The organism is Psychroflexus aurantiacus (assembly GCF_010820555.1).
Taxonomy (GTDB): domain Bacteria; phylum Bacteroidota; class Bacteroidia; order Flavobacteriales; family Flavobacteriaceae; genus Psychroflexus; species Psychroflexus aurantiacus.
Map to the genome: position 1 here is coordinate 225,550 of NZ_JAAIKD010000003.1, position 26,050 is coordinate 251,599.

The following is a 26,050-nucleotide window of genomic DNA, read 5'->3' on the forward strand; positions in this document are numbered from 1 at the left end:
TTTACAATTAATCGTTAGCTCCTATGTCACCTTGCGCAACTATAGTGGCCAAGTCATTTGAGCTTAAATGAACGTTGACATAGCCGTCAACAGCCAACACATCTGAATAACCAAATTCAGTTCCATCATCTAAAGCTTCTACCTGAGATTGACTCATGCCTGTAGTACCATCTACTGGCGTAAAGGTATAAAGTATACCACCACCCTCAGCTGCAGAGTTTTCATGGATATGCGCCGGATGTGAGCCGCCATCAGGTGTTCCTGTGAGGCTAATGGTTGCTAAAGCCGCGCCACCTGTTCGTTCTTCAAACAGTACACTACCGCTTATACCTGCTACATCTGTTTCAGAAAGCGTGTAAGAAATCGAATTTCCGGTCAATTCATTAATACCGATATCGCCTTGAGCAACAAGAGTTGTTAAGTCGTTTGAACTTAGATGGACATTGACATAACCGTCAACATCTAAGACGTCTGCATATCCAAAGGCAGTTCCATCATTTAAGGCAGCGACATTGGACTGACTCATCCCTGTTGTACCATTAACCGGGTTAAAGGTATACAGTATACCACCACCTTCTACAGCAGAATTGGCATGGATGTGCGCAGGATGCATTCCACCGTCAGGTGTTCCTGCAAGACTGATTGTTGCAAGTGCTTCTCCGTTTACGCGTTCTTCAAAAAGCACAGAACCGCTTATTCCAGGTACTGCTTTTTCTTCTAGGTCATAACTTTTGGATTCACCTGTCAACTCATTTTGACCAATATCTCCTTGAGCAACGATAGTTCCTATGTCATTTGCACTTAAATGAACGTTCACATAACCATCAACGGTCAGCACATCTGCATATCCAAACGCAGTTCCGTCATCTAAGGCTGCTACGTTAGACTGACTCATACCTGTAAAACCGTTAACAGGGTTAAAGGTATACACTATACCACCGCCTTCTACAGCAGAATTAGCATGAATATGTGCAGGGTGCATTCCACCATCAGGGGTTCCTGCTAAATTAATAGTTGCAAGGGCTTCACCGTTTACACGTTCTTCAAAAAGCACTGAACCACTTATTCCAGGTACTGCTCTTTCTTCCAGGTCATAACTTTTAGATACACCTGTCAACTCATTTTGACCGATATCTCCCTGAGCCACGATAGTTCCTAAATCGTCTGAACTCAAATGCACATTGACATAACCATCAACGGTCAGTACATCTGCATATCCAAACGCAGTTCCGTCATCTAAAGCTCCCACATTGGATCGACTCATCCCTGTCGTTCCATTTACCGCGTTAAACGTATAGAGGATACCACCACCTTCAACTGCAGTATTCATGTGGATGTGAGCAGGGTGCATTCCGCCATCAGGGGTTCCATCCAGTTGAATGGTTGCCAAGGCTTCACCGTTTACGCGTTCTTCAAAAAGAACGCTTCCGCTGATACCTTCCACGGCTCTTTCTCCTAAATCATAACTTTTAGATTCACCTGTCAGTACATTCTGACCGATATCCCCTTGAGCAACAATGGTACCTAAGGCATCTGCACTCAAATGAACATTGATGTAAGCATCTAAATTTGGAACGTCATCAAATGAAATGGGAGTCCCGTCATCTAAAGATGAAAATGTTGTAATGCTTAATCCTGTGGCTCCATCGACAGGCGCTAAAGAAACGATGATTCCACCACCTTCTGCTGCTGAATTCATATGGATATGGGCAGGATGTGTATTTCCACTTGAAGTCCCCTGGACTTCTAAAATAAGCTGCACTGCACCGCTTTCCAGTTCGTTAAATGTGGCATCACCACTGACGCCAGAATTTGATCTTTCATCCAAATCGTATTCTATACTATTTAAAATAGGATCGTTAAAAGGTTCGAAATCATCATCGCTACAGGAGACAAATATCACCCCTAAAAATAATAGTAAGCTTAATTGTTTTAATTTTTTCATGATAATATGTTTATTGATTGCAACATAATTACGATGAAAAACAAATAACGGTTTTAAAATTTATGTTATTAAGTATATTTTTAACATAGTGTAGTGCAAAACAAACTGGATTTTAAGGAATATTAAGATACTTGTGAGTCTGTAAAGAAATTCTCCACTTCGGATGTTTCATGACATAATCAACAATCTGAGGAATCATTTTTTCTCTAACGCTCCACTCCGGTTGTAAAAAAAGTTCGCAGCTATCCCCGACTTTCTCAGCCTGTTCTTCAGCAAACTTAAAGTCATTTCGGTTATAAATAATGACTTTAAGCTCATCAACCCGTGCATAAATTTCAGGTTTCGGTAATTTTATTTTTTTTGGAGAAAGGCATATCCAGTCCCAAACCCCTGTCATATCATAAGCGCCGGAGGTTTCAATGTGAATCATCAATCCGTTAGCTTTTAAACCCTCGGTCAGTGAGGTCATATCCCAGGTTAAGGGTTCTCCTCCGGTGATGACTATCGTATTGCTGTATTTTTTAGCATTTTCAATGATCGATCCAATTTGAGTTGGCGGGTGCTTTTCCGGATCCCAGCTTTCTTTCACATCACACCAGTGGCAACCCACATCACATCCACCAATTCTTATAAAATAGGCTGCAGTGCCCGTATGGTATCCCTCTCCCTGTATCGTGTAGAATTCTTCCATAAGCGGAAGCATAACTCCTTTCTGAACAAGTTTTTCTATATTTTCATTTTGCATGCTGCAAAGATACTGAAAGCATTATATGAATTAAAATATAAACTCAACTTATAAAAATTGGATAAAGAGAAAATGAGACCTTTAGTATGGATGACTTTCTTTATTTTTGAAAAAAAAATCCAATGAAACTCATCCCTTTCCTTTCAGTTTTATGTCTTGTGGTTTTCACGAGCTGTAACCAATCAACTTCTGAAACACGCATCGCTAAAAATCAACTGGGACTTCTCAACCCCAAAACCCAGATCAGTGAATTGAACGCCATTTTAGAAAGAGATTCTGTGGCTGAATTTGATTTAAGATCCAACCTGGGAACAACCAAGGAGATAGAAATTTATAATGAACAGGGGGATCTGTCCCTCATTATCGAACCCAATTATCAGGGGGATTCGCTGGTCACCATCAGTGAAATTCAAATTTTGGACCCTAAATACAAAACTGATAAAGGCTTAACTATAGAGAGTCCTTTTAAAATGATCTATGAAAATTATAAGATAGATAATATTCAAAATAGCATAAACAGCGTTATCCTGAGCATAAATGAAATTGGCGTCTACCTCGTCATCGATAAAAAGCACTTACCCAGTAAGCTGAGATTTGATTCTGAGATAAAAATTGAAGCCAATCAAATTCCAGATGGAGCACCCTTTAAATACTTTTGGCTACGATTTGATGAAACCACGCCATAATTCGACTTATTTTTCAATTACTTCTACTTACAATCTATGAAAGCTTCAAAAAAACTGGTCAATAAATACTTACCTAAAATTATCGGATTAAGGCTTAATTCCTTATTTCTAGTCCAGCCTGACAAGGCGGTCTTTAAAGCTTACAAATTGTTTTCTTCACCCAGAAAAGGGAAAGTAAAGCCTGAACAGGAGAACTTTTTAAATAAGGCTAAAACCACAGCCATAGAGCATGATTCCGAAAAACTACAAACTTACCACTGGAAAGGCGAAGGAAAAACAGTAATCCTTGTGCATGGCTGGGACAGCAACACACACCGATGGAAAGACCTGGTGGAGGTTTTACAAAAAGAGAATTTTAATATCATAGCGTTTGACGGTCCTGCGCATGGGTATTCGGAAGGAAAACTTTTGAATGTTCTCCTGTATTCAAAATGCCTGGATCGTATGCTCAAGCTTTATCGCCCAGAATTCATTATCGGACACAGCGTAGGAGCCATGACCATCGTTTATAATCAGTACCTTAAGCAAAGTCCGTTTGCAGAGAAACTGATCTTGCTCGGGGCTCCTTCAGAAATGAGTGCAATCATGAAAGACTACAAGCGTATACTGAGGTTAAGCGATAAGTTCATGACTGCTCTGGAAGCCTATTTCGTGGATAAATTCGATTATAGTTTCGATGACTTTTCCATTGCTAAATTCGCTAAAAACGTGGAAAAAGAAGTTTTGATTTTTCATGACAAATTTGATAGGGTAGCCCCAGTGGAAGCTGCCAAAGCGATTCATAAAAATCTCAAGCATTCCACCTTAAAAATTACTGAAGGAGCTGGTCACTCCTTAAATAAAGACGACATTCATCAAGAAATTTTGGACTTTTTAAAACGATAACAATGCGTGAAGATGCTATCCGTATCAATAAATATTTAAGTCAGGCTGGATTTTGTTCCCGGCGTGAAGCCGATAAATTACTGGAACAGGGGCGAGTGACCATAAATGGAGAGTTTATTGAAATGGGAACCAAAGTAAATCCAGGAGATCAGGTTTCTGTAGACGGTAAGCTGGTAGAGAAGGAAACCGAGGAAAAAGTTTACCTGGCGGTGAACAAGCCTAAAGGCGTGGTGTGTACCACCAACTCCAAAGTTGAAAAGAACAATATTGTCGATTTTGTCGACTATCCTACGCGTGTTTTCCCTATTGGCAGACTGGATAAGATGAGTGAAGGCCTAATTTTAATGACCAATGACGGAGAAATTGTAAATCACATTCTTAGAGCCAGAAATTATCATGATAAAGAATATTTGGTAACCGTAGATAAAACGATCACGGACGAATTTATTCATAAGATGAGAAATGGCGTCCCTATTCTTGACACCATTTCTCGTAAATGTGAAGTCGAGAAGCTTGGGGACAGGAGCTTCAAAATTGTCTTAACCCAGGGATTGAATCGTCAAATCCGAAGAATGTGTGAAGCCCTGGATTACAGAGTAAGAACCTTGAAGCGCACAAGAATAAAAAATATTACTTTGGATGTAGAAAAAGGACAATACAGGCATCTAACTTCTGAAGAAGTAAAGGACTTATATAAAAATTAAAACCTTTAAACACCTATAACTTATGGCATCACTTAACCCCTTTCACTTGGCAGTGCCTGTGAATAACCTTTCAAAAGCCAGAACATTTTATACCCAAACCTTAGGCTTTAAGGAAGGCAGAAATGATACGCACTGGGTAGATTATGATTTCTTTGGCCATCAATTTGTTATACACGAGGACAAAAGCCATCAGCCAAATCCAGATGCGTTCAGTATGGTGGACGGGCATGAAGTCCCTGTTCCTCATTTTGGAGTAGTTCTGGAATGGGAAACCTTTCATGAATTCGCGAAACAGCTTCAAGAAAAAAACATTGAGTTTGTCATTCAGCCCTACATTAGGTTCGAGGGGAAACCCGGTGAACAGGCGACCATGTTTTTCAAAGACCCCAGCGGAAATGCACTCGAGTTTAAGAGTTTCAAGGACATGAAACAAATCTTTGCGAAATAAAATGGAAAAGCTCTCACCCAGACTTGTCAGACAACTTTTCATCTTATTGATTATATTGTCTTTAGGCGGATTGATTGTAGCTGAAATCCTGCCCTATATTTCAGGAATTTTAGGAGCTATTACCTTTTATGTCCTGCTGAAAGGACTCATGCAAAAAATGCGTTCCAAAGGCCTGAATGCAACGTTAAGTGTCAGTATCTTAATGCTGGGATCCTTTATATTGATTTTGGTCCCTGTACTGGGTATTATACTGATGCTATCTTCCAAAGTAAGCAAGGCGATTAAAAATTCAGAAAAAGTTGTAGAAGCTACAAAAGCACAGCTGGTCCAACTGGAAGAACTGACCGGTTTTAAAATCAGCGAAAAAATAGACAGTTCTGCGGTTACCGACTGGTTGTCCAGCAACCTCCAGGGTTTGGCCGGTGGCACTTTCGAAATTTTCATCGCGATAAGTCTCATGTACTTCTTATTGTATTACATGCTGTTAAATGAGAAAAAGCTCAACATCTCTATGGAAACCTATATCCCTATAGATGTCGAGAACCTAAAGCTCATAGGATCAGAATCTGCCGAAAAAGTAAAAGCCAATGCGATAGGCATTCCTTTGGTAGCGCTTTTTCAAGGAATCATTTCTCTGATTGGCTACTGGATATTTGGAGTACCTGAACCCTTGTTTTGGTTTGTCATTACGACAATTGGTTCCATGATTCCTTTTATAGGCACCGCCATTGGGTTTATCCCTGTCACTTTATTGATGTACTACCAGGGAGATACCTTCGGGGCTTTTGGGGTTTTAGCCTATGGCCTCATTGTGGTTGGCTCATCTGACAATATTGTCAGGCTTTTGGTGCTGAAGAAGATGGCCAATGAGCACCCGTTAATCACTTTGATAGGTGTGATTATAGGAGTTCCTCTGTTTGGCTTTATTGGCTTGATTTTTGGACCCCTGTTATTATCCTTATTTTTACTTGTCGTTATGATTTACAAAAAAGAATACGGAGAATTTGAATCTAATGCTGAAAAAAAATTAAATGAAAATCTCAGGAAAGAAGACGAAAAAGAAAGTTGACGATAATTTTGTAAAGGCGGGCATCGAAACGGTTTCAAATACAGATTTTGAAACTGTGTTTGATAAAAAAGATCAGCTCTTTGCAAAAATCAATCATCCCGACTGGAAAAAATACAAGGATAAAATCATTTTGATGTTTCAGTTTCTAAAAGATGTAAAACGAAAAAAATATAAAGATACGCCCTGGAGAACGCTGGCCGCGATGATTTTTACGGTGCTTTACATCATCAACCCCTTAGACCTGGTACCGGATTTTATTCCCTTTGTAGGTTATTTGGACGATTTGACCGTATTTGGATTTGTTTTGAAATTGATCAACAAGGATTTAGAGTCTTACGAAGAATGGAGATTAGAACGGGAACCTATTGAGGACTAATTCCTGTTAGGAGACCTGCTCTATATGTTCTGTGCACACTCTCCTTACTGAATATTTTTCATCATCTCCATCATTTTCTTTCCGCCGCCGCCTTGCATCATTTTCATCATCTTGCTCATTTGAGAAAACTGTTTTAGCAACTGGTTGACCTCCTGAACCGAAGTGCCCGAACCCTTGCTTATTCGTTTCTTACGACTGGCATTAATGCTTGTTGGATTTTCTCTTTCGTGAGGAGTCATCGAATGAATCATGGCTTCAATATGCTTAAAGGCATCATCATCTATATCCATGTTTTTCATCATTTTACCGGCGCCAGGAATCATTCCCATCAAGTCCTTCATGCTACCCATTTTCTTGACTTGCTGAATTTGCTTTAAGAAATCGTCAAAACCGAATTTATCTTTAGCAATTTTCTTTTGGATTTTTCTGGCCTCCTCTTCATCATACTGCTCCTGTGCTCGTTCAACAAGAGAGACCACATCACCCATACCCAGGATACGGTCTGCCATCCTCGACGGATAAAACACATCGATAGCATCCATTTTCTCTCCAGTACCGATAAATTTAATAGGCTTATTGACTACAGATTTAATGGAAATAGCTGCACCACCACGAGTATCACCATCAAGTTTGGTAAGAATAACACCATCAAAATTCAGAACATCGTTAAAGGTTTTAGCCGTATTTACAGCATCCTGACCTGTCATAGCATCGACCACAAATAAAGTCTCTTGTGGCTCAACTGCTTTCTTGATGTCAGAAATTTCATTCATCATCACCTCATCAACAGCTAGACGACCAGCAGTATCCAAAATGACTACATTATGTCCGTTTTGCTTTGCATGAGCAATGGCAGCTTCAGCAATAGTGACAGGATTTTTTTCTTCTTTATTAGAAAAGACTTCCACCCCTATTTGCTCTCCTACCACATGCAGTTGATCGATAGCCGCTGGTCTATAAACATCACAAGCAACTAGTAAAGGATTTTTAGATTTCTTTGTTTTAAGGAAGTTGGCCAATTTACCAGAAAAAGTGGTTTTACCAGATCCCTGAAGACCAGACATCAAGATCACACTTGGGTTTCCAGATAAATCTATACCTTCTGCATCTCCACCCATCATCTCGGTTAATTCGTCTTTCACGATTTTAACCATCAACTGATTAGGCTTTAAACTTTTGAGCACGTTTTGACCTAAGGCTTTCTCCTTTACCGTATTTGTAAATTCTTTGGCAATCTTGAAGTTGACATCGGCGTCTACCAATGCTCTTCTCACCTCTTTAAGTGTCTCTGCTACATTTACCTCTGTTATCTGACCATGACCTTTTAATACATGAAAGGCCTTATCTAACTTATCACTTAAACTATCAAACATATGTTCTAATTGAATTTTAGCAAAAATAAGAATTTGAAATCTATTAATGAAGATTTTATATACTAAAAAAACCACCTCATAAGAAGTGGTTTGTACTTATTTAAAATGATATATGATTTTAAATACTGAAATTATGAGCAACCGTATCGCTTTCTTTGTAGCGAACAATAGCTTTATTCACTAGCTCTTCAGCTTCTTTCTCATCTCCCCAGTTCCCTATTGTCACTTGCTTGTCTTCTAAGTCTTTATAAGTTCTAAAGAAATGTTCTATTTCTTTGATCGTATGCGGGTTAAGATCAGAAAATTTGTTCACCTCATTTCCCATAGGATCTGCTATAGGAACACAAATAATTTTTTCATCAGGTCCTTTTTCGTCTGACATGTTAAGGACACCTACAGCTCTTACTTTGGCTATGCAGCCAGGAACCACAGGGTTGGTAAACAATACAAGTACGTCTATAGGGTCATTATCTAGTGCCAAAGTTTCTGGTACAAATCCATAGTCTGCTGGATACATCATAGACGTATGTAACATTCTATCAAAGCGTATTTGCTTTAAATCAAAATCGTACTCATATTTATTTCTGCTTCCTCTAGGAATCTCTATCAATACGTCGAATATCATAATTGCTTTTTATATAAATTTCAAGGACGGCAAAAATAATAAAAACTTTGACTTCTTTATCTACAAAAACTAAATAATAACCTGATTAAGGATTCGCTCCTAAATCAGGGTGAAAACTTCTAAAGCAAATGATAGCTCAAATTTTAAGCTTAATAATTTTCTTATTTTCTTCAAAAGTGAATTTTACATCTTCCCAATAGGGAGCAGCGTAAGGATTGGGAGTGCCAGACATAGCCCAAGGTTCTGTTGGGATTCCGTTACCTTCTCTGTCCAGTGTTTTGTTTCCATTCAAATCTTGAAATACTGAAACTGCATAAACTCCGAAATCGAGATTCTCAAACTCCACAGTATGAGTTGAGTCTTTTACTTCAATACTTTTTCCCAGAATGGGTTTTTTGAGGAAATTTTCTTTTTCAAAAATTCCAACATGTAGTGTACCAGAGACGTTTTCGATACTTTCAAATTCTACGATAAGTGATGTCGACTCTTGAGCTACTAGGCTTTGGTAACTCGACATTACAAGCATTAAAGCTAATCTTACTAAATTTTTCATGACTTTTGGTTTTAAGTTCATTTCAAAAGTAAGCTAGGACTTCAGGTTTATTCTGAAGTTATTGATAAACCGTAGAATGTTCAAGATGAACGGTAATAAACCTCCCTGAGTTCCCTAGAAGCTAGGTTCATAAAAAATTGAAAATACAGTTAAATACTAAAAGTGTAATGAAATAAACGCATTGGGCGTTAATTCCAGACTTCTTATCCTCACGTTTTCCAAGTCGGCATTGGTGTCATCCAGTCTGAAAAACTGCTGCGTCAAATTATCGGTATTGAACAGATTCAAAATACTAAACCCCGCCTTAATGGAAGAGTTGTCCAGTTGAAATTGATAACTGGCCGTAAAATTAATCTGTAGGTAATCCTCAAGATTTTGTTCATTTGGACTTAAAAAATTAACCCTGGGGTTGGTCTCCGGTGTAAGAATAGGGTTTTCATTGTCGATGCCTGTAGTGGGTCTTCCGGCAAAATAGCGCCCTCCAAGCGATAATTCCAAGCTCCCGGGAGTATAATTAGCCCCAAAAGCAGAACTTTGTGTGATTTCAAAATTATTGGCGAATTGCTGAGGCGTGAAAGTGTTGAAATCATAGGTATTATTCATTATCGAGAAATTGAACCAGAGGTTGAAATCGTCAATTTGTTTTTGAACTAAAACCTCAGCCCCTACCACTTCATAATTTCCATTGAGCTGAAGAAATTCCAGTTGATTTTGAAATCCTTGACTTCCTGCTGAAATTCCTTCTATGATTTTATGATACAGACTGCCTTGCACCAACCATCCCTTTTTGGTAAAGCTGACCCCTGCTTCAATTTGTCGGCTATTTATGATTGGGTAATCTTCTTCATCCGCAAGAATCCACCGTCGTTTTTCTACACCTAAAAAATCTCGCTGCCGGTCTATGACCTGTGTGAGGGTTTGATTTTTAACTTCAGCCAGCACATTCCATCTCCAATACCGACTGGCCTGGTAACTTAAATTGAACCTGGGTTCTAATCTGAATTCCCCAAAGCCTGCATAGTAATTCCCCCGAAGCCCGAAACGCGCCCTGAGCTTTTGGGTTTTGGAGGTGTACTCCACTTCTGCAATTCCAGAATGCGTGGTAAGCACGCGTTTCTCTATTAAAATCAACTCAGGAGAACTCACTTCATTATCGTTTCTCACCCCCACCTCATTAAATTGATAGCCTGTATTCAACTGAAAAGATTCCGAAAGTTGATAGGAGTCTTTAAGGCCGAATTTGAGATCCAGCACCTCATTGTTTTGCAGCACTGTTTGATCGGTCAGAACCGATTGATTGAAGGCTTCCAGCTTGTAGAAGGACGCATTGAAAGAAAGCGAAGTCTGATGCTTTTCACTCCAGTTCGCTTTATAATTAAGATGAGTGAGAAAGTTTCCCTGTTCAAAATCATTGCGTTTTCGGGCTGAAGTTGTTTCTAAAACTTCATCAAACTTAAGTTCATTTTGAATGGCTAACACATCAAAATTCAAGCTGTGATCCGAATTGAATGCATAATCGTACTGTAGCGAAACATCGTAAAATTTCAAATCCTGCTGGGTTGTGATCCTATTGTCATCCCCCTGAAGCAAATCTTGAATTTCTGTATTTTGAAATACTTTATCTGTATACCCCTCGTAGGTTGGAGATTCATAAACATCGGTCAATGACTTTCTCGCGGCAATTTGTAAATTGGAGTTTTCATTCAATTCTAAGAAAGCCGATCCGTTTGCACTCAAAAAATCAAACTGAAGGGTTCTTTTAAAGTCCTGGGCATGGTCCCTGGAAGAAATATCTATCACGGAGGAAACCCCTTCATTGTAAAAAGCGGATCCTCCGTTTTTTACAACTTTAATGTCGTGATTCATAAGTGGATTGATGGCTGAAATCATCCCAAAAAAGTGACCGGTCTGATACATTCGTGATCCATTCCAGAGGACCAGGTTTTGATCATGGGTTCCTCCCCTTACATTGATTTGAGCAATGGTCTCATTGGTATTTACAAAACCAGGCACATACTGAAGACTATGTAAAACATCTGGATTTATCAGGCCTGGAAGCACTCCAAATTCCTGAGGGATAATTTTCAAACTATAATCTGAATTTAAATAAATACCCTTGGCTAAGTACTGCTTTATGATCACTTCATCCAGCTCAATCTGGGGGTACACATAAAATTTATGACAGAATTCTGAATCCGAAACTGCTGAGTTTCCCTCCCTGGAAAAATAATTCGGATGTGAAAAACGGAGCTTACTGAGGTCTATGGTCTTCTCAATAAAGATTTTACCAAAAGCGTTGGTGTTCCCTAAACTCTGATTTTGATATTTGACTTCAACATCTGAAACTGGCTCATCTGAAGTAGCGCTGTAAAAACTCAAACACCTAACACGGCGAATCCGATGTACCGCAATACTTTGCTGAGATACGAATGTAAATTTTAGTGGAAGTTGCTTTTTTATAGAAGTCAGAGCTGCATCGAGTGAAGAATTTTCCTCAGGTAACATAACCTTGAGCTCATCTAAATCTTCACTTAAGTAATTGAAACTGACGTCGTACTTACGCTCTAAACTGCTCAATACGACCTCAAGCTCAATCTTTTTTTGAGATTGAGCCTGCAGACTGTAACCGAATAAAATCAGAAGGGTTACAAAAAGACAGTTAGCACATGCGTTAAGGTTGAACATTATCAACAAAAATAAATTTATTTTCATTGATAATTGTGTAATTCATTTGATAAGTTTTGTTCAAAATCTCTAAAGCCAGAGATAGATCATCTGATGGCAGAGTACCTGTAAAGCGCTTATTTTCTGTAACCTTCAGAATATCAACCTCTATGCTATATTCTTTTTCCAGCTCCTGCATCACTTCAGAAAGACTGACGTTTTCAAAATGATGTGTTTTTGAAACCCATGACGGCTTTTCACCATAAACATTGCTTTGTTCAAATATAAGTCGATTATGATAGGTTATAAACTGACCTTTCTTGAGTACATTTTCTTCACCTTCAAACTTGACCTGCACCGAACCTTCGTAACAAACCACTTTGAAAATGGAATCCCTGGACAAAACTTGAAAGCGAGTCCCTAAAACCTGTACTGTTCCAAAATCTGTTTTGACCGTAAAGGTTTTGCCTTTTTCTACTTCAAAATAAGCTAAACCTGAGAGTTTTGCAGTTCTGTCGAAATTCCAGAACCAATTGTTGAATTTGAATTTGCTGTCCTCAGCCAGAATCACTTTGGAATTATCCGGCAATACAACATGTTGCTGAGAATCGATTTGAGAAGTCACATCTTTTACCGAGAACAAAAAGGCAAGTGAAGTCACTCCGAGAATGACTAAAACAGAAGCCGCAACAGACCAGTTTATCGCTTTTGATTTTTTGGCGTTCTGCTTATTCTTAATCTGTCTAAAAACCTCGTCTTTGCTGAATTTCGGTTTTTCGAATTGAGCGGAATACTGCTTGATCTTCTTTAACGTGTCCATTCCCTGAATGCCACTTAAAGTGTCGTCACTTTTTTTATTATCAAGCCAGTCGGCTAAATGGTAATTTTTATTCATCGGTGTAGATTCTATAATTGTAACACTTCAATCTTATATTACCCTACTTAAAGGCGTCGATTTCTTCTCTTAAACTTTCCAGAGCTTTTTGCATTCGCTTTTCAACGGCTTTTACGCTAATGTTTAAAATTTCTGCAATTTCTTTATAAGATTTTCCATCTATGCGGTGGAGCAAGAAGGCTACCCTTTGTTTTTCAGACAGATTTTGTATCGCTTTCTCGAGCTTAAGTTTAAATTCCTGCTCTTCCATTTTATAATCGGGACTTTGATTGTCCTGGGTTTGCTGAGGAACACTGTTGGCATACTTGAGCACGACCTTTTTGTGCTTATACCTGTTTAAAGACAAGTTATTGGCAACGGTATACAAAAAGGATTTTGCTTTACCAAAAGGAACTTTTTTGCAGTTTTCCCAAAGTTTAATAAAGGCTTCCTGCACCGACTCTTCTGCCATTTCACGGTCTCCAAATTTGTAGTAGAAATAATTATTTATGGCTTCAGAATGGTTGTCATAAATGCGTTCATAAATTTTTTCTTCGCAAACATTATCGATAAGCTCTTTTTCCATAAACTACATGAGTCTTTTTGATTTCAAAACACTTAAAGCCAAACTTACCCTATCTTTGACTTAGGGTAAAATTAAATTTGTTTGTTATATAATAAGAAGGTTTTTTAATAAATTTACAAACCATGAAATGTTTTTACCTTTTTATACTATGTGCGCTTTTTGTCAGTTGTCAGAACGAAGAGTTTTTTGAGCAGATTGACGACAACACAAGTTTATCTAGTCAGGGTGAGCTGAGCAATCTTGTTTCCAGGCTTAATCAAAATCCTACAGCGTTTGATGATTTTATTGACAATTCCAACAGTTTGAGTCTTGAATTGCCTTTTGAGGTGACTATCAATTCTGCGATTACGCTTAATATAACTCAATTTACCGATTATCAACTTCTTATCAATCAACTATCTGGTTTACCTGGAGATTACGACCTGAGCATAAGCTTTCCTGTGGAGGTTTCTCTCCCTAATTATGAATCTGTCATCTTACAAAATAAAGCTGAACTGGATGCTGTAAAGGCAAGTGTGGAAGGCAGTACTGAAATCAAGTGTCTGGCCTATAATTTCCCAATCGAAATCAATATTTTTGAGACAGAAAACGCTGTGTCCACACGTCGTAGGATACAAAATGAAGCTCAATTTTATAATTTGATTAAAGGTCTGAAACAAAACAATGGTTTTTATGAAATTGTATATCCCGTTTCGGTTAGCATCGAAGGAGATTCACAAGTGCTGACTTCAAACACAGACCTCAATACCGCCATTCAGAACCTGGACGAGGACTGCTTTAATCCCTCACTCCTAACCAATAAATCTTCAAGGATAGACCAGTTTGTCGCTTTTGTCACTTCAGGAGAATTTAAAATTACTCAGTATACCGATGAACGCGGTGAAAATGAAACTGCTATTTTTAAAGATTTTAGATATCAATTTAATCCGAATAATAGCATTTCAATAGAAAATGTATCTACAAGTGAAGTCTTCACTGGTGACTGGGCTTTAGAAATTGATGACGATAATAACCAGCTTGTTTTCGATTTGGATTTTGAAGACAATGAGGTTTTAGATGAACTGGACGAAGACTGGAAAGTTGAAGGCTTCGCTAATCCTACTCGAATTATACTGAGAGATTCTGATAATGCCGGAGAAAATACCATATTAATTTTTGAAAAAATCTAAAAATCAGCTTTATGCCTTATGAAAAACCATCGCAGGACGATTTGAAATCCAAGCTAAAAACCTTAAATGCCGTTTTTTATGTCGTCTTATTTATTTGGCTTGCTTTTATTGGCTTTATTATATCTGAGCTGATAAGTGGCGGAGAAGAAACCACAAGTTTATTTATAGCTACCATCCCTATCGTAGCCATACTTATTGTTTTAAGTCGAATCAAATCCAAAATCAAAAAAGAAATCGATTAATATAAATACAACAACTTTACCTTAAAAAGCTTCTCACCATTGAGAGGCTTTTTTCATGCCTTAAAATTGATTCAATTAAGGAATACTTCATACCTGGCTTTAAGATTTCAAAAGCAATTCAGGCTTCATTCTGCACTTTAAAGCCTGCTTTTCAAATTGAATGGATTACCTACAGCAACTAATCGGAAAGTCCAGTTGAATGGGACTCAATCTGCCTGAGGTTCCTTGCAAGGCAGTTTAAAAAGGAAATTTTAAGACAAAAAAACCCGACACAAAAATGTGCCGGGGCATTGAAATTGAGACTCAATTTTTTATTAGTCATCCAAAAGATCTGTATAATCCTTGATTGCCTCTTTTATTCTATTAGCTAGTTCGTTGTTACCGTCATTGTCCTCCGGACTTATTTCGATTGTACCATTTCCGTTAGCATCAGTCGCTACTGAGAGATCTACTGAATTTAAGGCAGACACTAAATCAAATTCGAAAATCACGGTGTTGTTGTTTTCTTCTGTAATGACTAGGTTTTGACCTGCATCTTCATAATCCACTTCAAATTCTTCACTGAAAGTATGGAAAAATTCGAATGCTGTTCCCGAAATGGTTCCCCTTATCAGGATAGACTTTTGATAAAGATCGCTCATCGGATTTTCACTTCTATCCATTTCAAACTCTAGTTCATCATATTCTCCTACTGGAATTTCTACTTCAACGACAGTTGTGACCTCTGAGTTCAAGTTGAGTTCGAATGGGCCTTCTAACTCAAACTCGTCTTCAGAATCGTATCGATCATCATTCGTATTCTCATCATCATCGATTTCACAGCCTTCATCGTCGGTTTCGGTGGCATATACGCTAAAATCTGCTCTGAAGTAAATTTCAGTACCACTTTGCAATTCAATTTCATATGTATAAGGATCATCGTCATCGGTCTCCTCTTCTAATTCTCCTTGACAAAAAGCGTCGGCAGGATGGTTTTCTTCAAGATAAGCCAAAATTTCAGCCGGCAATTCATCAAAATTGAGTTTTTCATCATCATTTTCACTTGAGCTGCCATCAGAATCATCGCTCACGCCAAATCCCTCGGCAAATTCTAATTCGATGTTTTTGATATTGATCAGGAATTCTGCAACCTGGACATCAACTGCTGTTTTAGCAAAACTTGTAGTCTTATTCGCAGTACTTGAAGCCGTAGTTGCCTTAATTTCCAAATTTGACTTGGGCAGCATTTGCTGGTCTGTGTTTGAATCTTCTGATGAGCAGGAGATAAGAAACACGAGTACGAATAAGCCTGCTAGTGGTTTTAAAATTTTCATAGTGTAAATGTTGTTCACTAGTAAAACAACATTCAACGCATCTACCCTAAGCTAAATTTATTTTTTTTGAATAAATCTAAAAACTAAATCCAAAACCTCCGGTCACCCCAAAATTTCTGGCATCTGGTAGATCTTTGTAATTTCCTCTGAAGTGAAAATCTATCCTCAGTATTCTAAAAATATTATCCACGCCTAAACTATAAGACCAGTAAGGCTCTTTATCCGGGGCTCGTAAAACAGGGATGGTGGACGATGCATTTAGAAGCTGGTTTTCTTCTGAAATACTTCCGGAAACGGCTCTTACTGAAATTATCTCCCTCAAATCCAGATCTCTTAACAGAGGGATCCTGGAAAAAAATCTTCCGTTGAAATTATGTTCAAAATTGACGCTTAAGTAGGTATCTGTCACAAAATCATAAAAATCCAAAAGCGGGAATGTACCCTGGATGGTGAAAAGGGTTTGATTTCCCGGAACGATATCCAGCAGGCTTAAGGGTACCGCTCCAAAGGTTTTTCCAAGTTCTACATTGGACACAAATTCACCAAAACCTCCAATCTGTATTGGCTGTCTGTAGTAAAATTGAATTTTTTCATAATCAAAATCAGAAGTGGTTATAAAGCCTAAGCCTTTGGTATAATTGAGAAAGAACTCCGGATAGTCAGAATCGTTAATGGTGAGCCGTTCTACCCCGTAACCTGTTGTTTCACGTCCAGGAGAAAATTGAATAATAGAAGAAATTTCAACCTGTTCAGTAACCGCCTTGGTTTCGGTGCGCTCTGGACTGGTGTAATAGGCCAGACTAAACTGATCTGAAGCTGATTCCAGGCTTTTAAAATTACCTTCAGCCCTAACTATAAAATTCCGAAAAGCCTCGAAACTCAGCGAAAGACTTGTTAAGTTTATACTGGTTAGATTGGTATTAGAACCCACTGTGAGTACCGAAGAGGAGGCTAAGTTTCTTCCAAGCACATCTGTGGTATTGGTAAGACTTGCTCCCAGCTGTTCAACATCTCTTCGGTTTCCCGCTCCCAGAATAAGCCTGGTTTTTGGATCTATCATCCATTTCCCCGATAAACCATATTTGAATTTATCATCACCAAATCCATAAGCCAAAAAGCCTTGTAACCGCCACATGTCGTTTGGTGAAAAATAGGTTCTTCCCCCTACTCTTAAGCGAATCCCCTCAACCTCGTTATAACCAAAAGTAGAAAAAACCGGCCCAAAATCCCAGCCTTCTCTTTCCAGATAGCCTGTAGCCAAAACAGTTCCTATACTGTAGATGCGTTTAAAAGCATCAACCGTCTTTAGGGTATCCAGCATTTTATAAACCTGCCGCTCGTCATTATTGAGGTCTTCCTGCCTGTTTTGAGCCCAGAAGTCCTCATCTCTGTTATAAACTTGTTCATTAAAAACTTCGGGCTCATAGTTATAAAACGATTTTGCTTTAGGCTGATCGAACTCGTAATTATCATAAAGCGTCGTGCGTTTGCCATAAACACCTCGCGAATCTTCTTTCTTATTAAAGGAAAAATCTGTCATAAACAAATCCTTGGTGATGAGGAAAACCGAATCGTTTAGAACATCAAATTCCTGTTCTATATAGACATCTTTCACCCAGTTGATGTTGGCCCCTTTGGCCATCGAAAGATTGATTTTCTTGATGGCCCAGGTTGTATCATTGACCCAGAAATCACCTTTAAAATTCAATTCTCCTTTACGCCTGGGATAAAAAACAATATTGTAAGACCACTTGTCGTCAATAAACGTACTGTCCGTCAATATGTAATTATAATTATCTATGCCTGTGGTGGATAAAGGACTCACGAAACTCTTATCAAAGAATTTCAAGTAGTTGTCATAGATGTTGTATTCAGCATAAAGGTCTTTGATAAAAGCAATAAGGCTTTGATTGTTGCTGAAGCCCGCATTTTTATTGCCTGTAAGTATTTCTTTTTCAAGGTCTAAAACATTGCTGCCATACACCTGGTAGGTGGCCTCATTTAGATATATAGGCAGGTAGGTTTTCCCGGTAACCGTATTGGTATCCAGGTCATCAAAAATGAATTCCATACCATTGAAAACCTTTGAATTTATAAGCGAACTGTCTATAGTATTCAGATCAAATTCAAGTTTTTCATATTTATCGTATTGGTATTGATCGAATTTCTTAAGCCCGTTATCAGGCTTATTTTTCCAGATTTTTCTCAGAATCTCAAGGGCTGGGTTGTTCTTTTTGGAGGTTTTTCCTGAATAGATCATGACCTCACTTAATTCTGATGAATTTTCGGCAAGCTCGACTTCAATAGAATAGGTAGAGCTTTTTTCCAGAGGATATGTTAAAGTTTCGAAGCCCATAAAGGAAAACTCCAGAACGGAATAGTCGTTTTCGGATTGAAGGTAAAATTTCCCGTTTTCGTCAGAAATGGTTCCTTCAGAGGAATTTGAAAAATAGACGTTTACATACGGGATCGGATTTCCGTAAGTGTCTTTTACATAGCCACTTACTTTAGTCTGACCAAAAGAAACAAAAGAGAGGAATAGTACTACAAGGGTAAATATGTGTTTCATTGATCAAAAAAAGCTTCAGATGTAATGTTATACAAATGAAGCTTAATTTATAATTTGATTTATGTTAAATATATAAAACTTTTTTAACGGCTTTTATAACATCATCACTATTAGGTAACCACTCTTTTAAAAGACCTGGGGAATAAGGTGCAGGAGTATCTGCTGTATTAAGTTTTATAATGGGAGCATCCAGGTAATCGAAGGCTTCATTTTGAACTTTATAGGTGATTTCAGTCGCTACATTTCCAAAGGGCCAGGCTTCTTCAAGAATCACAAGTCTATTGGTTTTCTTTACAGATTTCAAGATAGCCTCGTAATCCAAAGGCCTTACAGTTCTTAAATCTATAATCTCACAGGAGATATCCTCTTTTTCAAGTTCCTCTGCTGCTTTGTAAGCTTCTTTTATAATCTTTCCAAAAGAAACTACAGTGACATCTGTGCCCTCTCTTTTAATGTCGGCTTTCCCTAGAGGAATCGTGTATTCTTCTTCGGGAACTTCACCCTTATCACCATACATTTGCTCGCTTTCCATAAAGATAACAGGATCGTTATCTCTGATGGAAGATTTCAAAAGTCCTTTGGCATCATAAGGATTGGAAGGGATCACCACTTTCAGACCTGGAGTATTTGCAAACCAGTTTTCAAAAGCCTGCGAATGCGTAGCCCCCAGCTGACCGGCAGATCCGGTAGGACCTCTAAACACAATAGGAATATTGAATTGTCCGCCAGACATTTGTCTCATTTTCGCGGCATTGTTGATGATTTGATCTATACCAACCAATGAGAAGTTGAAGGTCATGAATTCAATAATAGGACGGTTACCGTTCATCGCAGAACCAATACCAATTCCAGAAAAACCCAGTTCTGAAATGGGAGTATCAATGACTCTCTTTTCTCCAAATTCGTCCAGCATACCTTTGGATGCTTTATAAGCGCCATTATACTCTGCCACTTCTTCACCCATCAGGTAGATAGATTCATCAGCACGCATCTCTTCACTCATTGCTTCTACAATAGCTTCTCTAAATTGAATTGTCCTCATTTATTTATATTTGCTTTTATTAAAAAAGAAAGACAAAAATAGCAATTCAAAATTCTATATCCCATAAGAATCTTATAAAAATTTTATTATGCATGCATAGTATTTTTGAGTCAAAACTACTATATTTGTCATATTCAAGAAAAAAACCAAAATCATGAAAATATTAGTATGTATTAGCCATGTTCCTGATACGACTTCCAAAATCAATTTTGTTGAAAATGACACAAAATTCGACACCAGTGGAGTCCAGTATGTCATTAATCCAAACGACGAATTTGGGTTAACACGAGCGATGTGGTTTAAAGAAAAACAAGGCGCTACCGTAGATGTGGTAACCGTGGGCGGTAAAGATACAGAACCTACGATAAGGAAATCCTTGGCTATTGGTGCAGACACCGCTTACAGAGTGGATACCGAACCTTTAGATGGTTTTCAGGTAGCAAAGGAACTCGCGAAGGTCGCTAAAGATGGAGAATATGATTTAATCATTGCAGGAAGAGAATCTATCGACTACAACGGCGGGATGGTTCCGGGAATGCTAGCCAAATTAATAGGCGCTAACTTTATAAACACCTGTGTAAGTCTTGAGGTTGAAGGTGACACGGCCACTGCTGTAAGAGAGATTGATGGTGGTAAGGAAACCCTAAAATCTTCTTTGCCACTGGTGATTGGAGGACAAAAAGGGCTTGTAGAAGAGAGCGATCTTAAAATTCCTAACATGAGAGGAATCATGATGGCCAGGAAAAAGCCTTTGAATGTCATTGAACCGGTTTCTGCAGATGCTTTAACTGAGTCTAAACACTTCACAAAGCCAGAACCTAAAGGGGAAGTTACCCTAATCGATCCGGATAATCTGGATAAATTAATCGACTTACTTCACAACGAAGCAAAAGCTATATAACTTTTAAAAACTAATAAAATGTCAATTTTAGTATATACAGAATCAGAAAATGGCAAGCTTAAAAAAGCAGCTTTTGAAGTTGCTTCTTTTGCCAAAGGAATTGCAGACTTAATGAACACCAGCGTAACAGCGGTAACGATTAATGCGGAAAACGTTGATGAACTTAAAACCTATGGCGTTGAAAAAGTTTTGAAAGTCTCTAACGATAAACTCTCAAAATTTAATGCCGATGCGTATGCTGAGGTTATTACCCAGGCTTCCAAAAAAGAAGACGCCAAGGTAGTCGTGGTGAGTCAAAGTGCTAATGCGAAATATTTAGCGCCATTACTGGCTGTAAATCTAGAGGCTGGTTATGCTTCCAATGTGGTTACCTTACCAGTACTGGACCAGGGCTTCGTGGTAGAACGTACCGCTTTTACCAACAAAGCCTTCAATATGACTTCCATTTCTACCGAGGTCAAGGTCTTAGGTTTATCCAGCAATGCCTTCGGACTTAAAGAAAACGAGGTATCCATTACTGAAGAAGACTTTTCACCAGACTTATCTGAGGATAATTTCGGCATCGATGTGCAATCTGTCGACAAGAATAAAGACAAAGTCAGCATCGCAGATGCAGAAGTTGTTGTTTCCGCAGGACGTGGTATGAAAGGTCCTGAAAACTGGGGGATGATTGAAGAACTTGCTGACGTGCTTAATGCCGCGACAGCCTGTTCCAAGCCCGTAAGTGATATGGGATGGAGACCTCACAGTGAACACGTAGGGCAAACAGGGAAACCAGTTGCTACGAACCTGTACATCGCTATAGGAATTTCCGGAGCGATACAACATCTTGCAGGTATTAGCGCATCCAAAAATAAAGTAGTAATCAATTCAGATCCGGAAGCCCCTTTTTTCAAGGCAGCTGATTATGGAATAGTTGGTGACGCTTTTGAAGTTGTTCCACAATTGATCGAAAAACTCAAGGAATTTAAGGCGAATAACTCATAATTTTTATAAATTGTACCCCTTTAAAGGGCGGTCTAATTTTTAAGCAGCCCTTATAAATTAGACCGCTTTTTTATTCAACACAATGTAGTATGAGCTTAGCTAGACTTAGCATAAAAGGAATTTCTTATAGTCAAACTCAAAACGGAGCTTATGCTTTGCTTTTAAGTGACATGGACAGCAATAGGCAACTGCCTATCGTCATTGGTGCATTTGAGGCGCAATCTATCGCTATTGCCCTGGAAAAAGAAATAAAGCCTCCACGTCCCCTAACCCACGACTTATTCAAAACCTTTGCAGACCGGTTTCAAATTCTTGTCAAGCAAGTGATTATACATAAACTTGTAGACGGTATTTTTTACTCGAGTTTAATTTGTGAGAGAGATGGTGTTGAAGAAACTATAGATGCCAGAACAAGTGATGCCATTGCGCTTGCATTGCGATTTGATGCTCCTATTTACACCTATAAAAACATACTGGATAAAGCAGGAATATTTCTCAGCGATAAAAATCAGGATACAGATATTTATAGTTCAGATCATATTCAACATACTGGTGACGTTGAGCAGCAGGAGAAAAAATCCTCTTTTAAAAGTGAATTTAGCCAGATGACCACCAAAAAACTCAACGAACTTTTAGAAAAAGCTGTGAATGATGAAGACTACGAAAGAGCAGCAAAAATTCGTGATGAAATTTCTAAACGAAGCTAACGAATGAAAAACTTTACCTGGGCACTTTTAATGTGTCTCCCCAGCCTGCTTTTTGCTCAATCTTTTCAAGGTACTTGGAAAATTGAACTCCAGGAAGATCAAGATTCTACGTTTTATTTTGAAAATCAGCAAAGCATCACTTTCAAAGATTCGTTGTTCAGCATTGTTCATGAACAAAAGGATTTAGTTTATACAGGTCGTTTTGAAACCAGACAGGATTCTATAATCTTGAGCCCCGCCCTTTCCTCTGTTGATGATATTAAATTCGGGATTCAATCTAAAGCCGACTCTTTGATTAGTCTCACTTCTGATACATTTCAGCTTCAGCTGAAAAAAACATTCTCAACTCCTATGCTTCAGGAGGAGAAGGTAGCGAAAGTCATCGCTCCCAATGGGGAATTCAGTTTCAATAGTTTATGGAGAGGTGTTCTTGGCATGTTGAGCCTTCTGCTTATCGCCTATCTTTTAAGTAAAAACAAGAAAGCAATCAACTGGAAAACGGTGGGTATTGGCTTACTTGCCCAGCTCATATTAGCTATTGGTGTCTTAAAAATCCCATTCATTCAATCAACCTTTGAATTTGTTGGAAATATTTTTGTGAAAATCTTAGATTTTACAGCTGCCGGGAGTAAGTTTCTTCTTGGCGATTTGATGGATACCAGTACCTACGGATATATCTTTTTGTTTCAGATTCTACCGACAATCATTTTCTTTTCAGCACTAACCTCAATACTATTTTACCTAGGAATAATTCAGAAAATAGTGAAAGCCCTGGCCTGGATACTTACCAAACTGCTGGGGATATCCGGAGCGGAAAGCCTAAGTGTTGCCGGTAATATTTTTCTGGGCCAAACCGAAGCCCCCTTAATGATTAAAGCTTATTTGGAACGCATGACGCGTTCAGAAATACTTCTGGTCATGATTGGCGGCATGGCCACTGTAGCAGGCGGCGTTCTGGCGGCCTACATTGGATTTCTTGGAGGAGACGATCCCGTTATGCGTTTAGCTTTTGCAAAACATTTATTGGCGGCCTCCGTTATGGCCGCTCCCGGCGCTATCGTTATTTCAAAAATTTTATACCCTCAACAGGCTGACGTCAATACAAGTGTGGAAGTGTCTTCAGAAAAAATAGGCTCCAATATTCTCGATGCGATTGCCAATGGAACAACTGAAGGCCTTAGGCTTGCGGCCAACGTAGCAGCTATGCTTTTGGTTTTTGTCGCTTTAATCGCTTTTATCAATTATGGGTTCGAAAAAATTGGTGAATTAACCAACCTCAATGCGATTGTTGCAGAATATACACCCTACCCTAAATTTTCTCTGGAATCTGTGTTAGGCATTATTTTCGCTCCGCTGATGTGGCTGATTGGTGTTGCCAAAGAGGATGTGATGCTGATGGGACAACTGCTCGGTATCAAGCTTGTGGCCAGCGAATTTGTAGGCTATATCCAACTTGCTGAACTTAAAAACACAGCCAATGTCATGAGTTTAAATTTTGAAAAATCTGTCATCATGGCCACGTATATGCTATGTGGATTTGCAAACTTTGCCTCTATAGGAATACAAATTGGAGGTATAGGTTCTTTAGCTCCGGGACAGCGTAAAACGCTTTCCGAATTCGGGATCCGGGCTTTGATTGGTGGAACACTAGCTTCGCTCATGTCTGCCACCATTGCCGGAATGATCATAGGCTAATACACGTTTCTGAAAGGAAAATTGGCAAAACTCAATACACACCAGAACAGTTCAGCTTAATAAGCATCTCCTTATTTTCTAAAGGCGTTTTTAGCTGGTATCCAATTAAGTAGTTCACTCCACCAACCGGGAAGTCTAACTCATATCTACTAGTTTTCCATGTCAAAAACAGAAAATTCCCAACGTAAAATATCGGGAATTTTTTTGATGAGCAGAGGATTGGTTTCTCAATAAAAAACCGAATACAGCACTGCCAAAATAATCATTACCGCAAATGTGCTGATATTAAAGATTGGGCCTGTTTTAAAGGTGTCTTTTTTCAATTCAATTCCTTTTTCATCGTCCTCACCTTTATTCTGCATCCAACTGATGAGCATAATAACCAGCATGGTGACTAAGGTTGTGTACCCCATCTGGTTAAGAAAAGGCTGTACGGGAAAATAAGCTTCCAAAAATGTATTCGCAACCCATCCTGTCGACCCGATTTTAAAAAACATGGCCACCGGAATGGATATGATCGCTCCCCAGATTGCCGCTTTATTGGTGGCTTTTTTCCAAAATAACCCCAGTAAGAAAACGGCTAAAATCCCGGGACTTACCAGGCCTGTATACTCCTGAATGTATTGAAAAATCTGATTTAAACTACCCAGTGCAGGGGCAACGAGCACCCCTATACCCAGAGCCACAAAGGACGTGATTCTACCTACGTTCACAGTCTTCCTATCGCTGGGGTTTTTGTTGATGTATTGTTTATAAATATCCATGGTGAATATGGTAGACGTAGAATTCAACATAGACGCCAGGGAGGAAACGATGGCTGCCGATAAGGCCACAAATGCAAGCCCCTTCAGCCCGGATGGCAGAAACTGAATAAGCCATGGATAGGATTTATCCGCTTCTTCTAAACTCGGAATATTGATAATTCCATCTGCTCCAAGTCGGGCTAGAATCTCGGGATCATTAACAATCACATAGGCTGCAATCCCGGGGATGACAATGATAAAAGGCAGCAGTAATTTAAGGAAGGCCGCGAGCACGATTCCCTTCTGTGCCTCTCTTAGATTTTTCGCAGCCAGTGCCCTTTGGATGATATACTGATTGAACCCCCAGTAATAAAGATTTGCCACCCATAAACCCCCTATCAAAACCCCAATACCAGGTAGATTGACGTACTCAGGGTTGCTTTCCTCCAGTATCATATCAAATTTTTGAGGCGCCTTATCGTAAATCACACCAAGCCCATCCCACATACCGCTCCCACCCGACACGGTATCCAGAGCCAGGTAGGTTGTAGCAAGTCCGCCGATAATAAGAAAGACCACCTGTATGGAATCTGTCCAGGCAATGGAAGAAAGTCCTCCATAAATAGAATAGGCAGCTGCAAACATGGCAAGGCCAACGATAGCCCAGGTCATATCCACACCCATAACCGTATTCATCGCTAAGGCGCCCAGATAGAGAACCGACGTGATATTCACGAAAATATAAAGTCCAATCCAGAAGACTGCGAGTATCGTTTTCAGATTGGTAGAAAAGCGTTTTTCAACAAATCCTGGTATGGTATAGATTCCTTTTTCAATAAATATGGGTAAGAAGTATTTACCAACAATAAGCAAAGTGATGGCGGCCATCCACTCATAGGAAGAAATAGCCAGACCAACGGCAAAGCCGGACCCGGACATGCCTATAAACTGTTCAGCCGAAATGTTTGCGGCAATAAGGGAGGTACCAATGGCCCACCAGGGGAGAGATTTACTTGCTAAAAAATAATCCTGAGCGTTTTTTTGATGCCCTTTTTTATCCCTGGACATCCAGAGTCCGATAAATAAAATGAGAATAGCATACGCTATAAAGATGACATAGTCTAAGGTTTCAAATCCAGTATTCATAGG

24 protein-coding genes are annotated in these 26,050 nt (G+C 38.9%); 12 read left to right on the forward strand and 12 right to left on the reverse strand.

Annotated elements, in window-relative coordinates; translation table 11 throughout:
- Positions 1 to 7: 7 nt before the first annotated feature.
- Positions 8 to 1,945: a CHRD domain-containing protein gene (locus tag G3567_RS13345; RefSeq protein WP_205521195.1), complete on the reverse strand. Its 1,938-nt coding sequence runs from the start codon at positions 1,943 to 1,945 to the stop codon at positions 8 to 10.
- A gap of 112 nt (positions 1,946 to 2,057) precedes the next feature.
- Positions 2,058 to 2,690, reverse strand: a complete 633-nt coding sequence (locus G3567_RS06510; protein ID WP_164004521.1) for a 7-carboxy-7-deazaguanine synthase QueE — start codon at positions 2,688 to 2,690, stop codon at positions 2,058 to 2,060.
- A gap of 122 nt (positions 2,691 to 2,812) precedes the next feature.
- Here G3567_RS06510 and G3567_RS06515 point away from each other — a divergent pair, with 122 nt between their 5' ends.
- The 6 genes from G3567_RS06515 to G3567_RS06540 are packed head-to-tail and all read left to right on the forward strand — an operon-like array spanning position 2,813 to position 6,858.
- Complete coding sequence (locus tag G3567_RS06515) at positions 2,813 to 3,376, forward strand: DUF1131 family protein (RefSeq protein ID WP_164004522.1); 564 nt, start codon at positions 2,813 to 2,815, stop codon at positions 3,374 to 3,376.
- A gap of 36 nt (positions 3,377 to 3,412) precedes the next feature.
- On the forward strand, positions 3,413 to 4,261 hold the full coding sequence (locus G3567_RS06520) for an alpha/beta hydrolase (protein ID WP_164004523.1): 849 nt from the start codon (positions 3,413 to 3,415) through the stop codon (positions 4,259 to 4,261).
- Between the two features lie 2 nt (positions 4,262 to 4,263).
- Positions 4,264 to 4,965: a pseudouridine synthase gene (locus tag G3567_RS06525; RefSeq protein WP_164004524.1), complete on the forward strand. Its 702-nt coding sequence runs from the start codon at positions 4,264 to 4,266 to the stop codon at positions 4,963 to 4,965.
- Between the two features lie 22 nt (positions 4,966 to 4,987).
- Entirely contained in the window at positions 4,988 to 5,413 is a 426-nt protein-coding gene (locus G3567_RS06530) for a VOC family protein (RefSeq protein ID WP_164004525.1), read from the forward strand.
- A 1-nt stretch (position 5,414) separates the two neighbouring features.
- Entirely contained in the window at positions 5,415 to 6,482 is a 1,068-nt protein-coding gene (locus G3567_RS06535; protein WP_164004526.1) for an AI-2E family transporter, read from the forward strand.
- Complete coding sequence (locus tag G3567_RS06540; protein ID WP_164004527.1) at positions 6,445 to 6,858, forward strand: YkvA family protein; 414 nt, start codon at positions 6,445 to 6,447, stop codon at positions 6,856 to 6,858. The genes G3567_RS06535 and G3567_RS06540 overlap by 38 nt, the downstream gene beginning before the upstream one ends.
- A gap of 44 nt (positions 6,859 to 6,902) precedes the next feature.
- On the opposite strand, the gene ffh is transcribed toward G3567_RS06540, so the two are convergent.
- The 6 genes from ffh to G3567_RS06570 form a co-directional block, all read right to left on the reverse strand.
- Complete coding sequence (gene ffh, locus G3567_RS06545; RefSeq protein ID WP_164004528.1) at positions 6,903 to 8,231, reverse strand: signal recognition particle protein; 1,329 nt, start codon at positions 8,229 to 8,231, stop codon at positions 6,903 to 6,905.
- Positions 8,232 to 8,349: 118 nt separating this feature from the next.
- Complete coding sequence (locus G3567_RS06550) at positions 8,350 to 8,856, reverse strand: inorganic diphosphatase (RefSeq protein ID WP_164004529.1); 507 nt, start codon at positions 8,854 to 8,856, stop codon at positions 8,350 to 8,352.
- A 136-nt stretch (positions 8,857 to 8,992) separates the two neighbouring features.
- Complete coding sequence (locus G3567_RS06555; protein ID WP_164004530.1) at positions 8,993 to 9,409, reverse strand: DUF2141 domain-containing protein; 417 nt, start codon at positions 9,407 to 9,409, stop codon at positions 8,993 to 8,995.
- Positions 9,410 to 9,565: 156 nt separating this feature from the next.
- Positions 9,566 to 12,094 carry a TonB-dependent receptor plug domain-containing protein gene (locus G3567_RS06560; RefSeq protein ID WP_164004531.1) on the reverse strand — a complete coding sequence of 843 codons (2,529 nt, stop codon included), beginning with the start codon at positions 12,092 to 12,094 and terminating at the stop codon, positions 9,566 to 9,568.
- Positions 12,081 to 12,968 (reverse strand): FecR family protein, encoded by an 888-nt coding sequence (locus tag G3567_RS06565; protein ID WP_164004532.1) that lies wholly within the window; start codon positions 12,966 to 12,968, stop codon positions 12,081 to 12,083. Before G3567_RS06565 ends, G3567_RS06560 begins: the two co-directional genes overlap by 14 nt.
- A 43-nt stretch (positions 12,969 to 13,011) precedes the next feature.
- Entirely contained in the window at positions 13,012 to 13,533 is a 522-nt protein-coding gene (locus tag G3567_RS06570) for an RNA polymerase sigma factor (RefSeq protein ID WP_164004533.1), read from the reverse strand.
- Between the two features lie 122 nt (positions 13,534 to 13,655).
- Between G3567_RS06570 and G3567_RS06575 the strand changes: the two genes are divergently transcribed.
- Together G3567_RS06575 and G3567_RS06580 are read left to right on the forward strand one after the other, a co-directional pair.
- Positions 13,656 to 14,702 carry a hypothetical protein gene (locus G3567_RS06575; protein WP_164004534.1) on the forward strand — a complete coding sequence of 349 codons (1,047 nt, stop codon included), beginning with the start codon at positions 13,656 to 13,658 and terminating at the stop codon, positions 14,700 to 14,702.
- 11 nt (positions 14,703 to 14,713) lie between these two features.
- The gene (locus G3567_RS06580; RefSeq protein WP_164004535.1) at positions 14,714 to 14,944 is read left to right on the forward strand and encodes a hypothetical protein; all 231 of its coding nucleotides are present in this window, start codon (positions 14,714 to 14,716) and stop codon (positions 14,942 to 14,944) included.
- A gap of 314 nt (positions 14,945 to 15,258) precedes the next feature.
- On the opposite strand, the gene G3567_RS06585 is transcribed toward G3567_RS06580, so the two are convergent.
- The 3 genes from G3567_RS06585 to G3567_RS06595 all read right to left on the reverse strand — a co-directional run bounded on the left by G3567_RS06585 (position 15,259) and on the right by G3567_RS06595 (position 19,868).
- Positions 15,259 to 16,257 carry a hypothetical protein gene (locus G3567_RS06585; RefSeq protein ID WP_164004536.1) on the reverse strand — a complete coding sequence of 333 codons (999 nt, stop codon included), beginning with the start codon at positions 16,255 to 16,257 and terminating at the stop codon, positions 15,259 to 15,261.
- Between the two features lie 76 nt (positions 16,258 to 16,333).
- Complete coding sequence (locus G3567_RS06590) at positions 16,334 to 18,826, reverse strand: DUF5686 and carboxypeptidase-like regulatory domain-containing protein (RefSeq protein ID WP_164004537.1); 2,493 nt, start codon at positions 18,824 to 18,826, stop codon at positions 16,334 to 16,336.
- 64 nt (positions 18,827 to 18,890) lie between these two features.
- Complete coding sequence (locus G3567_RS06595) at positions 18,891 to 19,868, reverse strand: pyruvate dehydrogenase complex E1 component subunit beta (protein ID WP_164004538.1); 978 nt, start codon at positions 19,866 to 19,868, stop codon at positions 18,891 to 18,893.
- A 154-nt stretch (positions 19,869 to 20,022) separates the two neighbouring features.
- Here G3567_RS06595 and G3567_RS06600 point away from each other — a divergent pair, with 154 nt between their 5' ends.
- The 4 genes from G3567_RS06600 to G3567_RS06615 all read left to right on the forward strand — a co-directional run bounded on the left by G3567_RS06600 (position 20,023) and on the right by G3567_RS06615 (position 24,158).
- Positions 20,023 to 20,769 carry an electron transfer flavoprotein subunit beta/FixA family protein gene (locus G3567_RS06600; protein ID WP_164004539.1) on the forward strand — a complete coding sequence of 249 codons (747 nt, stop codon included), beginning with the start codon at positions 20,023 to 20,025 and terminating at the stop codon, positions 20,767 to 20,769.
- Between the two features lie 18 nt (positions 20,770 to 20,787).
- Complete coding sequence (locus G3567_RS06605) at positions 20,788 to 21,756, forward strand: electron transfer flavoprotein subunit alpha/FixB family protein (protein WP_164004540.1); 969 nt, start codon at positions 20,788 to 20,790, stop codon at positions 21,754 to 21,756.
- 89 nt (positions 21,757 to 21,845) lie between these two features.
- Entirely contained in the window at positions 21,846 to 22,463 is a 618-nt protein-coding gene (locus G3567_RS06610; protein ID WP_164004541.1) for a bifunctional nuclease family protein, read from the forward strand.
- Between the two features lie 3 nt (positions 22,464 to 22,466).
- Positions 22,467 to 24,158: a NupC/NupG family nucleoside CNT transporter gene (locus G3567_RS06615; protein WP_164004542.1), complete on the forward strand. Its 1,692-nt coding sequence runs from the start codon at positions 22,467 to 22,469 to the stop codon at positions 24,156 to 24,158.
- Positions 24,159 to 24,385: 227 nt separating this feature from the next.
- On the opposite strand, the gene G3567_RS06620 is transcribed toward G3567_RS06615, so the two are convergent.
- Positions 24,386 to 26,047 carry a sodium/sugar symporter gene (locus tag G3567_RS06620; protein WP_164004543.1) on the reverse strand — a complete coding sequence of 554 codons (1,662 nt, stop codon included), beginning with the start codon at positions 26,045 to 26,047 and terminating at the stop codon, positions 24,386 to 24,388.
- Positions 26,048 to 26,050 lie beyond the last annotated feature (3 nt).